The organism is Chryseobacterium sp. JK1 (genome assembly GCF_050632815.1).
In the GTDB taxonomy this organism is placed as follows: Bacteria; Bacteroidota; Bacteroidia; order Flavobacteriales; family Weeksellaceae; genus Chryseobacterium.
This window is the reverse complement of record NZ_JBODRU010000001.1, coordinates 1,289,623-1,302,925: the sequence shown is the minus strand read 5'-3', so window position 1 is coordinate 1,302,925 and position 13,303 is coordinate 1,289,623. Positions and strand designations below refer to the sequence as shown.

The window sequence follows — 13,303 nt, the reverse complement described above, 5'->3', positions numbered from 1 at the left end:
GTGGTCATTAGACCCTAAAAAGCTGATACGTTGGCCATTTCAAATTGTAAGCTGATTAAAATGGCTGACGCAAGATCTGGGTAAAGTTTTTTATACCTCAGCAATGGTAGAGGATATCCCCCTCCCTGAACAACTAAAGATAGTGTACCAACAATAAATAAATGAGGCAAAGGGAACTTAGACTCATCCCAAGAATGCTTAGCATTCTTCCTGTTTTTAAATTGTCGAAATTGGAGTAACCTCCTTTATTTTTATCGTATACTTTTTTATCTTTTCTGTAAAGAAAAAGAGCGATGCCTCCGGTAAGTATTCCCGGGATTCCGTAACAACAGCATAAGGCTACAGAAGAAATTCCGAGCACTAGCACTGCTGTAGCATTGGGTAATTTGGAATTTCTCATGATGATAGGTTTTGAAGCCAGTAGATTATTCCAGTAATAAAATGCAGCCGGCATTAATGATTAAACACTGTCTTTATAAACATTAATTTTCTGGGCTATAAATAAATAATTTAAACCATCGAACCGTCAGTATCAGATTTTCAGAAACAAGATAACGTCCTTCGAATAATATCCGATAACCCTTTCAAGGCAGATTACCGGATATTTATTCTACATTATTTTACAGCATCTTTTGCTTTTTTAGATTCCATTAAATGATGATCTAAAGTGGGAAGCGTTTTAGTGGCAAAATTTTTCAGAGAGGATTCGGAACCTTCAGCAGCTTCTTTCTTGAAATCAGCTATTGTTTTTTCATGATCCTTAACCATCATATCGGTATACATACGATCAAAATCAGCTCCTTTTTTTGCCTTCAGATCATCGTATGTCTTTTGTTGGTCTGCATCTAAACCGGTAGGCAGAGTGTAAACAGTTTTAGAGGCCCATTGTTGTAATTCTGCGTTGGCTTTAGTGTGATCCTTTACCATCATTTCACCTAGTTTTTTAACCGCTGAGTTGGTTGCATTTTGAGATGCAAGTTTTCCCGCCATCACTTCCATCATTCCTCCTTTTGCTGCTGCATCAGCAAATTTTCGATCCTGATCATTTAATGATGTTGCTTCAGAAGACGTTTGGGAAGTCGAAAGAGAATCTCCAGGCATTGCACCCGAATCCACGGGAGCAGACATTTCGCTGTGATCAGCTGAATGATCAACAGTAGTGGTTTCTTTTTTGTTACACGCCGTTATTGCAGCAATGGCTACAATGATTAGAATTGTCTTTTTCATAATATTTTAATTTGTTGGTGTTGATATGAATGTCAAGTAGTTTCTACTCATTTTTTATACTAATCCGTTTCTTTCTTTTTCAAACTGCCATACCCTGTGATTAGCTATCGCCTCAACAAATAAGTCATCAGAATCAGTATCCTTAGCAGAAATTACTCCAGGATCATCATGTTTGATCGATGTCATATCTGTAAGGTTTTTGATTACTTCAGTATCATATCCAAAGTAAATGGCTTTACAGTGACGGAATGCTTCATTAATAAAATCAACCGTCATATTTTTATTTCCAGGCTTTACAAAGCCTTCTGCAGATTTTGCGCCTCCACAGATATACAGGGCATCAAAACAAACACTTGAAGTCGTAGATAATGAATGATCCGGAATGTACGTCTGGCCGTCCGAAGATTTTACCGGCGCTACGGAATCAGCAATATATTGTACAACTGCACCCTGCCCTTCTAATTTTTCTATTAAATGATCGGTAGAAGCAGCATCAAACCCATCAGTCATCATAAAGCCAATTACACGGCTCTCAATGGTATCTTTAACGGTATTGGCCATACTCAACGCTTCTGAAAATTTTAAGGAAGGTTCAATTTCCGCACTTTGGAGACTTGCTGGATCGGCATCTGCAGGAATACTTTGATTGGGCTGATCGAGAATTTTAACCTCAACACCTAATCTGGATGCCACTTCCTGTGCCAAATCTTTGTTTACAAAAGCTAACTGACCAACTATTCGTTCTCTGATGACAGGAAGCGTTACTTTTGAAAGCTCAAAAACCAATGCGTTTTGCAGATGCGTTTTTTCAAAAGCAGACTGACTGTTGTAAAATAATTTTGCTTGAGAATAATGGTCTACAAAGCTGGAGCTTCTTGCCCTTACTTTATGTCCTTCTACCCGCTCCTCCTGGGAGACAAAACCTCCTTCTTTCATCATAGCCTGAAACGGACACCCCCCACCCATTGAATTGGGTTCGTAACTTACTTTTCCTTTAACAATCTGCTGGCGCATGTGTCCGTCACGCTGATTATTGTGAATGGTTGTAATGGACCTGTTGATCGGAATTTCATGAAAATTCGGAGAGCCTAATCTGGTAAGCTGAGTATCGGTGTACGAGAAAAGTCTTCCCTGTAAAAGAGGATCATTGGTAAAATCTATGCCGGGAACAATATGACCGGGATGAAATGCTACCTGTTCTGTTTCTGCAAAGAAATTATCCGGATTTCGGTTTAATGTTAGAGTCCCTACAAGTTCCACAGGAACAAGCTCTTCCGGGATAATTTTTGTAGGATCAAGGAGATCAAAATCAAATTTGTGTTCATCTTTTTCAGGAACTACCTGCACCCCTAAATCCCACTCAGGGAAAGTTCCGTTCTCAATGGCCTCCCAAAGGTCACGTCGATGAAAGTCAGGGTCATTTCCTGAAATCTTCTGTGCTTCGGGCCACGCCACCGAATGGACACCCAATTTGGGTTTAAAATGAAATTTCACAAAGTGTACATCTCCCTGTTCATTGATAAATTTAAATGAATGCACGCCAAAACCTTCCATCATACGGAAGCTTCTCGGAATCGCACGGTCACTCATCAACCACATGATCATATGGGTACTCTCTGGCATTAATGAAATGAAATCCCAAAAAGTGTTGTGAGCCGAAGCAGCTTGTGGGATCTCATTATCAGGCTCAGGTTTTACCGCATGAACCAGATCTGGAAATTTTATAGCGTCCTGAATAAAAAATACAGGCATATTATTACCTACCAAGTCATAAACGCCTTCTTCCGTATAAAATTTTACAGCAAACCCTCTTACATCACGAGCCAGATCTGTACTTCCTCTACTTCCGGCAACGGTAGAAAAACGCACAAATACAGGAGTATCTTCCTCTATATTGTTTAAAAATTTAGCTTTTGTATATTTTGCCAGACTTTTATTTAATTTAAAAACACCGTGAGCACCGGAACCTCTTGCATGAACTACTCTTTCTGGAATTCGTTCGTGATCAAAATGAGTAATTTTTTCTCTGAGAATAAAATCTTCAAGAAGAGAAGGTCCTCTTTCGCCTGCTTTCAGAGAGTCCTGATTGTTATTGATCTTTAATCCCTGATTACTGGTCAGTTTTTCGTTGCTGTTATCCGTTGTATGGTCTTGAAGTTGATCACGCTTCGAGTTTGATCCTAAATTTTCATTTTCCATATTTCTTGTTTTACGATTTGATGTAGGTGATGTTGACTTAGTATTTAATTTGCTGTATCAGATAATGCGGTACAGCAGATTGTCTTAGATGATTATCCAACCCATTAATATATTCTGAATAAAATTTCTTTTGTAAAAAAAGAGAGAATCAACTAACTGGGCAGCGCCTATTAGAAAATAGAATGCATTACCTCAACTTTCTATAACATATTATAAAAAAGTAAGCAGCACAGGTTAATCTGTGTCAGTATTTTTGTAATTGGTGTTCATATAATCTTTATTTTTATGGTGTATTTCAAAATTACAAATCCATAAAAATCTACCCTATGACTTAAGTCATATAGCAATAATTTATTGTAGTAATACCTATGAAAAAATTATAAATATTAATTGTCGAATTATCTATTCTAGGTATAAAAGAATATGCTTTTTAAACTCTTTGGTTTAAATTTATTCCAATCATCAGATAGCATCTAATGATAAAATAACAGGCAAACCAGCAATAGGATAAATAGGTATTACTGAAAGGACTAATAAAATATTTTTCCACCAATATTTTTTACAATATTTTCACGTTCCATCTTTTTTAATACTCTTATCACGGTTTCTATTCTCAATCCTGTAAGTGAGGCAATTTCAAGACGGGTGTAGGGAATTTGATAACCGTATTGTTCTGTCACATTATGATATTGCTTCAAACAGTCCATCACACAGATTATTTTACTGAAGGTATTTGTGGATGATAAATTATTTAACATCACATAACGGTAGTGCATTCTTTCAGAGGTATATTGATAAAGTTTAAATAATATGCTTTTATCACTGTGAATCAGATCAAAGAATTTGTCTATTCCAACTTTAATAACGGCTACATCATTCATCGCTACTGCATTGACGGGATAAGGTCTTTCGGAAAATATAAAAGTTTCTCCAAGACAGTGCCCGGTTGAAGGTAAACTATGGATAAATTCTTTTCCTTCCTGATGATAATTGTTGATTTTTACATTGCCATATTTTATCTGATAATAAAATTTTGGTATTTCTGATTCTCTAAATATCATATCATTTTTGGTGAATTTCACTAATTGTCCTCCATAATGAAAGAGTAAATCTTCATCAACCAGCATATTGAAAAATTATTAGGGGGTATTAAACTTGTACCAATTAAATTGCAGAATTAAAAAAAAGCGACATATATCACTGATAAGTGTGCAACTAACTAGCATCCAAAGGTAATGGTAAAGGACACTTCACATGTATGACCTAAATCATACTTACAAAATATGAGTACAAAATGTCAATCTGTCAAACGAACAATTTTACTTATATGTATTTAAAAATTTAGGTAACCAGTACAATCAATAGATTTTTGATTGCTGGTTTTTGTATTATCTTTAGATAAGAATTGTACTATTTACTATTAAAAGATCTAGTATAATCAGGAATATTTAATTTTTGATATTCTATTAACTTCAACACCACATTACTATGATTATCGATCAAAATCTTTTGCAGTTATACGGCGCAGAAACAACACAGTTTAAAGCCCATGATACAATATTTCAGGAAGGTGATACTCCAAAACGCTACTATCAAATAACAGAGGGCAGAGTTAAATTAAATCATTACGATGAAGACGGGAAAGAGATTATTCAAAGTATTTTGTTTTCAGGACAGAGCGTCTGTGAATTACTTCTTTTTATTACCAAAAAATATCCTGTCAACGCAATAACATTAACTCCTTGTGAAATCATTACCATTCCAAAAGACAACTTCTTTAAATTACTTGCTGATCATCCGAATGTATCTTTAGATATCAACAAGTTTATATCCGAACGATTGTACCAAAAATTTGTAATGATGCAGCATAATTTATCATTGAGGCCAGAGGTGAGGCTTTTGGGAATTCTTGACTACTTTAAAAGCTACAGCAATAACAAAGAAAAATATTCATTTGAGGTTTATTTGACGAGAAAACAGATGGCTGCCATCACAGGTTTACGAATTGAAACTGTAATTAGAACTATTAAGAAAATGGAAAGTGATCATGTATTAAAATTGATTAACAGTAAAATATTTTACTAAAACCTATTCGTGATAATTCGTATTGAGAGAGCTATCTCTACCTCAAATTATGTAGAGGTAACTTAATTCCATATTTAAATCGTATATAGGATTAAGATAAAATAATTATGATTTAATTAACATATTTAAATTATAAAGCTCAAAATATATTTTCGACTACCTCTACCATTGTATTTTATATTTTATAATAAATTAACTTTATAATCATAAATAATAGTAAATATCCCACTATATGATTCAAAGCATATCATTTATATAGCACTTGCATTATATTTGCTGCATATAATTTAACGATTAATTATATTTTCTCTTAACCAATGATGGAGCCTTAGCAATTTTCATCCAGAAGTCGCTGATAAATATTTAATTAAATGACACTATCCACTTTGTGGGTTTTAGTCAACTCTAATTTAGATTGTTTATAAAAAAATATATTGTAACATGAAGTAAAATTACGATTCCCCATGGTACTTTAACGATCCTTATATTGGGAATTTAAATCCACCTTTATCACTAACCACAAAATTATTATTATGTTTTTTAAAGAAGAACTTTTACGCGCTATTGGAGCTGTAGAACAATATTACAATCCGGGAGATTATATATTCAGAGAAGGCGCAAGTCCCCAGTTTTATTTTCAGATTATTGACGGTGATGTTAAACTAAATAACTATAATAGTTCAGGTAAAGAATTTATTCAAAGTATACTAAGTTCAAAAGATCCCGTAGGAGATTACATGTTATATCTAGAGCAGACATATCCCGTAAATGCCGTAGCTCTTTCGAATTGTACTATTCTCAAATTATGTGCAGATAAATTAACGCATTACTTAGATCAACACCCTAATCATTATTTGGAACTCTGTAAATCCTTATCAAAGCACCTGTACCGTAAATTTATTCTCATGCAAAAAATTTCTTCTCCCAGTGCCGTTGAAAGAATTAAAGAAGTATTGGAACTTATGAAGCATGACCACGAAAATAAAACTCCATTTACTTATGAAGTTCCCATCACAAGGCAACAATTAGCTTCTTTAACAGGATTATGCGTTGAAACAACTATAAGAGCTATAAAAAAGATGGAGCGAGAGAAAATAGTCCGAATTACAAACCGAAAAATTATGTATTAATCTTTATGTAGGCATCATTATACAATGGCGACAATTATATTACAGTTTAATTCTATAGATAAAAAGGAATGTTCTTTCGAGCATTCCTTCATTATTCATTTCTTCAAAAAAGATAATGACTTTCGAGGTTCTTAATTAAAATTAGTCCAATCTTAAATTCCAACTACTTTCTGTTTTCGTGATTTTTAGGGAACTTGCCAAACTTCTCATATAGTTTGTGAAGTTCATCCAGTTCATCTTCTGTTAAATCTTCAATATCTACAATTCGATTGTTGGCTTTTTCATGAGCTGAAATCAATTCGTTAAGCTTTATCTGTATGGCTTTAGAATCTTTATTCTGTGCTTTTTGGATAAGAAAAACCATGAGAAATGTAACGATGGTGGTTCCTGTATTAATAACCATTTGCCATACTTCAGAAAATTTAAATACCGGTCCTGTAGCTGCCCAGATAATAACCAAAATACTTGCCCCGATAAAAGCACCCGGACTTCCTGCAAAACAGGCAGCCCAATCTGCAAATCTGTCAAAAAAATTCTTTTTCATTTTATAAACTATAGGTGAAAATTATTATTAATATTGAAGCATACTTAATAAAGATTATGTCTTAATGATCGTTTTTTGAATTACTTCTCAAAATATTTGGCTAGTGACCGAACTTTTAGAGTTAGATAGTTTAGATAAATAAAATTCTTACTGCCCAATCAAAGTTTTTATGTGAGTTGCCAATTTCGAAAAAATTAGTTCAGTTTAATATGATCATGATCACATCGATATCTATTTTTATAAGGGGTTTGTGTCGCATGTACTACAAAAGATGCATTTCTTCTGTGACATGGAGATAAGTATAACTATAGTGATGAAAAAGAAAATTCTCTAAAAATAATTAATGTAACTATATATTTGACAATAGAAAGTGCTCCTTTAACCACTTTCTATTGTCTAAATACATTTATTTTTTATGGTTGCCCATTACCACCTGCTGCACCATATATATGCCCAGTTGTAAAGCTGGCACTGTTATCAGCAAGCTGAACAAAGATCGAAGCAAGCTCAGCTGGCTGTCCCGGTCTGCCGAATGCCGTATCTTCACCAAATTTTTCAATTTTCTCTTGTGTTTGTCCTCCGCTGATCTCAAGAGCAGTCCAAACGGGTCCTGGAGCGACACCATTCACACGGATTCCTTTTGATCCCAATTGCTTGGCCAATGATTTGATATAGCTTGTGGTCGCTGCCTTTGTTTGTGCATAATCATATAGATCCTCAGAAGGATCATAGGCCTGTACTGATGAAAGACCAATGATACATGATCCTGCTTTGAGATGTGGTAATGCGGCCTTTATGATCCAAAACGGTGCATAAAGATTGGTTTTCATAGTCCTGTCAAATTCTTCAGTACTTATATCCATTATGGATTCATGAGTTTTTTGATGACCAGCATTATTTACCAAGATATCAATACCGTTCAATTCCTTAACCGCCTTAGATACTAATGTTTTACAGAAACTTTCATCTCTTATATCTCCCGGAATAGCAATAGCTTTGCAGCCTGCTTTTTTTATGAGAGCGATTACCTCCTTAGCATCAGCTTCTTCTTCAGGAAGATAGTTTATTGCTACATCAGCTCCTTCCCTAGCATATGCTATAGCAGTTGCTCTTCCGATACCCGAATCTCCACCAGTAATTAAAGCTTTTCTTCCTTTCAACCTGCCAGAGCCTATATAACTTTTTTCACCATGATCAGGAACTGGATCCATCTTACCTGCTAATCCTGGAAATGGCTGAAACTGCCTTTTAAAAGGTGGTTTAGGATATTTTGTTACTGGATCTGTCAATACTGAATCCCTTTGATTTTCTTTTTGTTGTAATGAAGATTCTCTTGAATTGATATGGGCCTTTGACACATCCTTACCCATTTCATTACTTTTTGTAGTCTGCTTTTTCATTAATAAAGTATTTGGTGTGATAAATTGATAATGAAAGTTCAGCAACTATAAGACCATTAAATAAAGTATTATAAAAATATGGTACATGAAAATTAGATTCTAGCTGCAGACAACACTCACTAATTAAATTATTTAAGTGTAAAATCCTTATTATCTCGAACCTCAGAAAAATGGGGAAAATGCTTACAGACTTTTGCTCAATGCTCTGGCAAAGACAAAAATGGTCGAGAACATTATAAAAGTCTCAGTACAGATCCCAATAAGCCTGTAGGAATAGACCACAACAGCCAGCATATGATGCCTGATTAACAACAGACTGAACCTGATCAAATAACGATTTCGATATTAAGGGTTCGTGTAAACCCTGTACAATTTGTTCTTCATTATTATTAATCTTAATAGATATTAATCCACAATAAATTGGATTACGCATAACCCTAAAAAAGTGTGACCTTGAACATATCACTCCTTTATCATTAGCTATTTTTCTAATCTCGGATATTCTATGATCATTCTGGATAACTTGATTAAAAGCCCATTTTATAATTTCGGCTTCAGGTTCTTTAGGAACGATAGCTTTTTTACCATCCATCAATGTCACATTGATAAATCCTATTGGCGCTTTATTTGGATATCTTCCCATCAGTTTTGCACGTCGAATACCATTCGCCGTATTTTGAGCTCTTCGAGTATTTTCTGCTTCTGGAACTGCTAAATATACAGCCAACATAGCAGTACTTTCAGGCACAGAGAAATCAATTGGCTGATCAGTAGCCATTGCCGTTGTTTTGTATTTCCTAAGCTTTCCTATCATTTCGTAAGCATACTCAACATTACGGCTGAAACGATCCCATTTAATGAATAATATATTCTTATCCTCTCCTTCTGATTTCTTTTTAATTTCGGAGAATAATTCTTTCCACTCAGGTCTATTAAAGCTTTTTGCAGAGTAATCTTCTCGATAAATTCCTTTGACTTCAATATTGTTGTATTTACAATACTTTAATAATCTATCCTCTTGTTCAGGTAAGGAGTATCCTTTTCTTTTCTTTTTTGTTCGTCTGTACTTACACGAACATATAAGTAAGCTGATTTCATTTATTTTTATATTTTTGATGATCTTAAAGTTAATAATTAAAAAAACCTTATTTTCAGAGAATTATAAATTTATGGGGATGTGACCAATATGTAAATTATAATGGGTATTATTTCAGATTAATCTCTTGTGATTAAATCTTTTTGTTATTTTGTTAAGAAGCAAATTTATCTTTAATGCCTATTTAGTTTTACAATAATCTTTCTAATTATGTCAAAAATTGTAGACTTAGGAGTTGAGAAGGATCATATTGATTCTTTGACACGTGCCAACGGATTAACCGCCATTTCAGAACTAATTTGGAATGCATTGGATGCTGACGCAACCATTATTAATATAGAAATTACTCCTAATCATTTAGGAGGCTATGAGTCGATTCAAATAATTGATAATGGTCATGGTTTGCAATACGAAAAAGGACAGCAGGTTTTTGGAAAGTTAGGTGGATCCGAAAAAAAAATTTCTAGCACCAGTCCTAGTGGCAGAGCTTATCATGGGAAAGAAGGCAGAGGTAGATACAAATCTTTAGCACTAGGTGACTTGGTAATCTATAACAGTACTTATAAAAACTCACATAGCCATAAACATTTTACAATTACTTTAGATCGAAACAAAATCTCACATTCTGAATTTAGTGATTTAAATGTTATTGCCGATTCTAAAGTACAATCTGGAGTGAGTGTATTGATTCAAAATACCAATGTTGAAAATATTCATCAAATTTTTGAAGAAAAAAACAGAAAGGAATTAGCACAAAAGTTTGCATCTTACTGGATTAATTACCCTAATTTCTCAATCTTTATAAATGGTAAAATGCTGGAATTTGAATCATTAATAAGATGTACCGATGAAACTGAAGTTTTGGTTCACAGGGAAAAACTTTCGCACCGTTTTAAAATTAAAGTTATTGAATGGAATTTTGATATCAAGAAAAAAACATATTTGTGTAGTATGCAAGGTATTCCATTCAGGGAAACTAACTTAGGTATTAGATCAACTATTCCTATTTCTATCTTTTTACAATCAATTTACATTGAAACGTTACAACGAGAAAATAAAATTGATATACAGGAGTTTGATGATGTGATGCTTGAAGCGATCAATGAATCTAAAAAGTTTGCAAGATCCTATACGAAAAAGAGACTGCACTTCTACTCTTCTGAATTTATTGAGGAACTTAAAACAAAAGGAATTTATCCTTACACGGGGAATGCTGAAAATATTGTTGAAGAAAGTAAAAGGCAGGTTTTTGATATTGTGGCCTTGCAGGTAAATGAATTTCTACCAGATTTTGAAGCTCAGGATAACAAGAGTAAAAAATTGACTTTATCATTGATAAAAGAAGCACTCGAAAATGATTCTCATTCACTGCAAAGGATATTAACTGAAGTGATTGAATTACCAAAAGATAAAAGAGAGGAACTAGTAGAAATTTTAGAAGAGTCATCTTTATCGACAGTCATTGATACAATGACGGAAATCAAAAACAGATTGAAATTTATAAATGCATTAGAAGAACTAATTTATAATAAGGACTTTAATAAAAATGTTCTTGAAAGAAAACATTTACATAAGATTATTATCAATGAAACCTGGATTTTTGGTGATGAGTATACATATGGTGTAGATGATCTCACTTTAAAAAATGTACTCAAATCTTATTTGAAAGATAACTTAAATAGAGATGATTTTGAAGACGTCATCAATTCGGAAGATAATTCTGATCTTGAGACTATTCCTGATGTATGTCTATGGCAACAATTTAGTTTAGGAAGTGTTGGTAAAGAAAATTTAGTTATTGAACTTAAGAGACCGAGTCTTAATGCAGGATTTACTGAGAAGTCACAGATAGAAGCATACGCAACCGCAGTTTCAAATGATAATAGATTTCCAAAAGAAAAAACTAAATGGAAATTTTTGTTGATTACCAAAGATGTTAAAAAGGAAATGAAGCCACTCTTATCCCAAAAGAATAGAAAATACGGGCATATACATGAAGGTGAAAATTTTGATGTCTTTATACTATCCTGGGGAGATATTATTAGTGAGGCTAAACAACGTTTGGAATTTATAAAAGAAAAATTAAATATTAATCTAATGGATAACGATAAAAATCTTGAATATCTTAGATCTAAATATAGTGAGTACCTACCGAAAAATTTCAACCAAACATTATTACCATAGTTCAAGCGATTATAATTGAGGACTTGTAAAGAATTACTATTTGATTTTAAATTTACATTAAGATGATAGATGAAGGTTTAAAAATTGATCTATATAAGGAGCAGGATGGCAAGTGTATTTATTGTAATAAGGATTATCCTATAAAGGATTTAATTTTCGACCATATCTTCCCAAGAAGTTTCAGCGACACATCTGATAATTACATTGTATTAACATGCTATAAATGTAACGATTACAAATCAAATAAAAACCTTTTAATGAATTTGAATTCGTCAGCTTTTTAAAAGAGCTTATTGAGAACAGTGATGATTATAATTCTGTTAGTAGTGAATCGGTATTAGATGGTAATTCCTTGTTTAAGGCCGATTTATTAGTGGAAAAAGTTGATGGTACAAAATTACTCTTAGAAGTAAAGTCATTTCCTACATACACTAATAACCGCTTACAAGATATTATTAATCAAATTAAAACCTACGTGGAGATTTCTAAAAATTATAAAGGGGTTTTTGTATTTCCAGGAAAACTTTCGGAAAATAGTAATAAGCTACTGAAAGATCAAGATATAGAAATTTGGGATATTGACTTTATAATTCAGAATTTTTCAAAACAGATTGAAAACTCATCCTTTAAGCTTCTTAAAAAAATATTCGGTTTTCATAACAATATTGATGAGTTACCGAAAAAAAGATGATTATAATTCTTAGTGATATTGATATTGATATTGATATTGAAAATATGATTCTTGCTAAAGCTAATAGTAATAAACCTGATGAAATAATTAAACAAAAAATTGAACAGTTTAGATTAGAAATGTAATATTAAATTTTGCTTCAATAAATGATGATTCTATTCCCTAAAAAATTATAATAGATAATGTATAATTTTTTGCCATAGAAAATAGAAGTCCTATATTAGGTTTAATAAACTAAAGCAACATCTCTATCCAGAGGCACTTCCAAAAAGTTGAATTTTTTATTAAATGCGAAAAGATCTTTAGGAAAGTCATATTGATCAGAAAAAAACTTGTTATAAATAATTTCCCTAAAAAATAAATTCAGTGCTTTTCTTGCAGCTCCCCACGATTTACCATTTTCTGGAAAACTAGAAATCAAACTTTCTGTATGTTCATTCAGAAAGAGATTATAAGAGGTTTCGGTTTCCAATGCATTTACAAACTCATTAATATTTATTTGGTAAAAATAATCTCTTGCAATTTTTATAATACCAGATGCACCCTGATTTCTAAGTGCTGAAGCACCTACTAAAATAATAAAAATCCTTGTTGTTTAATAATTCTTCTTTGTCCATCATAAACTATGTAGGTTTAAAATTAATAAAAAGTGAGTTCCGTAAAATTTTTAAGCTCTAAGGGTTCAAAATTTTCCAGAATAACTTTTTAACTTACACAGTTAGTGAAACACTACCTTTTTTTGATAAA

At 32.8% G+C, this 13,303-nt stretch carries 12 protein-coding genes; 5 read left to right on the top strand and 7 right to left on the bottom strand.

Annotation, left to right across the window (positions count from 1 at the left end):
• Window positions 1-133: 133 nt before the first annotated feature.
• The 4 genes from ACQ76T_RS05720 to ACQ76T_RS05705 form a co-directional block, all read right to left on the bottom strand.
• Window positions 134-400 carry a CCC motif membrane protein gene (locus ACQ76T_RS05720; RefSeq protein ID WP_290300592.1) on the bottom strand — a complete coding sequence of 89 codons (267 nt, stop codon included), beginning with the start codon at window positions 398-400 and terminating at the stop codon, window positions 134-136.
• Window positions 401-615: 215 nt separating this feature from the next.
• Window positions 616-1,227 (bottom strand): DUF4142 domain-containing protein, encoded by a 612-nt coding sequence (locus ACQ76T_RS05715; protein WP_431342369.1) that lies wholly within the window; start codon window positions 1,225-1,227, stop codon window positions 616-618.
• 54 nt (window positions 1,228-1,281) lie between these two features.
• The gene (locus tag ACQ76T_RS05710) at window positions 1,282-3,426 is read right to left on the bottom strand and encodes a catalase (RefSeq protein WP_431342368.1); all 2,145 of its coding nucleotides are present in this window, start codon (window positions 3,424-3,426) and stop codon (window positions 1,282-1,284) included.
• A gap of 530 nt (window positions 3,427-3,956) precedes the next feature.
• Window positions 3,957-4,553: a Crp/Fnr family transcriptional regulator gene (locus tag ACQ76T_RS05705; RefSeq protein ID WP_431342367.1), complete on the bottom strand. Its 597-nt coding sequence runs from the start codon at window positions 4,551-4,553 to the stop codon at window positions 3,957-3,959.
• A 361-nt stretch (window positions 4,554-4,914) separates the two neighbouring features.
• Here ACQ76T_RS05705 and ACQ76T_RS05700 point away from each other — a divergent pair, with 361 nt between their 5' ends.
• A complete protein-coding gene (locus tag ACQ76T_RS05700; protein WP_431342366.1) occupies window positions 4,915-5,511 on the top strand; it encodes a Crp/Fnr family transcriptional regulator in 597 nt (198 codons plus the stop codon).
• A 533-nt stretch (window positions 5,512-6,044) separates the two neighbouring features.
• Entirely contained in the window at window positions 6,045-6,641 is a 597-nt protein-coding gene (locus ACQ76T_RS05695; RefSeq protein WP_431342365.1) for a Crp/Fnr family transcriptional regulator, read from the top strand.
• A gap of 163 nt (window positions 6,642-6,804) precedes the next feature.
• Here ACQ76T_RS05695 and ACQ76T_RS05690 read toward each other — a convergent pair whose 3' ends face one another.
• The 3 genes from ACQ76T_RS05690 to ACQ76T_RS05680 form a co-directional block, all read right to left on the bottom strand.
• Window positions 6,805-7,185: a low affinity iron permease family protein gene (locus tag ACQ76T_RS05690; RefSeq protein WP_265427241.1), complete on the bottom strand. Its 381-nt coding sequence runs from the start codon at window positions 7,183-7,185 to the stop codon at window positions 6,805-6,807.
• Window positions 7,186-7,598: 413 nt separating this feature from the next.
• Window positions 7,599-8,585 carry an SDR family oxidoreductase gene (locus ACQ76T_RS05685; RefSeq protein ID WP_431342364.1) on the bottom strand — a complete coding sequence of 329 codons (987 nt, stop codon included), beginning with the start codon at window positions 8,583-8,585 and terminating at the stop codon, window positions 7,599-7,601.
• Between the two features lie 244 nt (window positions 8,586-8,829).
• Complete coding sequence (locus ACQ76T_RS05680) at window positions 8,830-9,666, bottom strand: recombinase family protein (RefSeq protein ID WP_431343718.1); 837 nt, start codon at window positions 9,664-9,666, stop codon at window positions 8,830-8,832.
• Window positions 9,667-9,891: 225 nt separating this feature from the next.
• Here ACQ76T_RS05680 and ACQ76T_RS05675 point away from each other — a divergent pair, with 225 nt between their 5' ends.
• The 3 genes from ACQ76T_RS05675 to ACQ76T_RS05665 all read left to right on the top strand — a co-directional run bounded on the left by ACQ76T_RS05675 (window position 9,892) and on the right by ACQ76T_RS05665 (window position 12,556).
• Entirely contained in the window at window positions 9,892-11,865 is a 1,974-nt protein-coding gene (locus ACQ76T_RS05675) for an ATP-binding protein (RefSeq protein WP_431342363.1), read from the top strand.
• 62 nt (window positions 11,866-11,927) lie between these two features.
• On the top strand, window positions 11,928-12,149 hold the full coding sequence (locus tag ACQ76T_RS05670; RefSeq protein WP_431342362.1) for an HNH endonuclease: 222 nt from the start codon (window positions 11,928-11,930) through the stop codon (window positions 12,147-12,149).
• A gap of 89 nt (window positions 12,150-12,238) precedes the next feature.
• Entirely contained in the window at window positions 12,239-12,556 is a 318-nt protein-coding gene (locus ACQ76T_RS05665; RefSeq protein WP_431342361.1) for a hypothetical protein, read from the top strand.
• Window positions 12,557-13,303: the final 747 nt, after the last annotated feature.

Excerpts from the sequence above, each read along its gene's own strand:
- ACQ76T_RS05720 (WP_290300592.1), bottom strand. The coding sequence starts at position 400 with ATGAGAAATTCCAAATTACCCAATGCTACAGCAGTGCTAGTGCTCGGA.
- ACQ76T_RS05715 (WP_431342369.1), bottom strand. The coding sequence starts at position 1,227 with ATGAAAAAGACAATTCTAATCATTGTAGCCATTGCTGCAATAACGGCG.
- ACQ76T_RS05710 (WP_431342368.1), bottom strand. The coding sequence starts at position 3,426 with ATGGAAAATGAAAATTTAGGATCAAACTCGAAGCGTGATCAACTTCAA.
- ACQ76T_RS05705 (WP_431342367.1), bottom strand. The coding sequence starts at position 4,553 with ATGCTGGTTGATGAAGATTTACTCTTTCATTATGGAGGACAATTAGTG.
- ACQ76T_RS05700 (WP_431342366.1), top strand. The coding sequence starts at position 4,915 with ATGATTATCGATCAAAATCTTTTGCAGTTATACGGCGCAGAAACAACA.
- ACQ76T_RS05695 (WP_431342365.1), top strand. The coding sequence starts at position 6,045 with ATGTTTTTTAAAGAAGAACTTTTACGCGCTATTGGAGCTGTAGAACAA.
- ACQ76T_RS05690 (WP_265427241.1), bottom strand. The coding sequence starts at position 7,185 with ATGAAAAAGAATTTTTTTGACAGATTTGCAGATTGGGCTGCCTGTTTT.
- ACQ76T_RS05685 (WP_431342364.1), bottom strand. The coding sequence starts at position 8,585 with ATGAAAAAGCAGACTACAAAAAGTAATGAAATGGGTAAGGATGTGTCA.
- ACQ76T_RS05675 (WP_431342363.1), top strand. The coding sequence starts at position 9,892 with ATGTCAAAAATTGTAGACTTAGGAGTTGAGAAGGATCATATTGATTCT.
- ACQ76T_RS05670 (WP_431342362.1), top strand. The coding sequence starts at position 11,928 with ATGATAGATGAAGGTTTAAAAATTGATCTATATAAGGAGCAGGATGGC.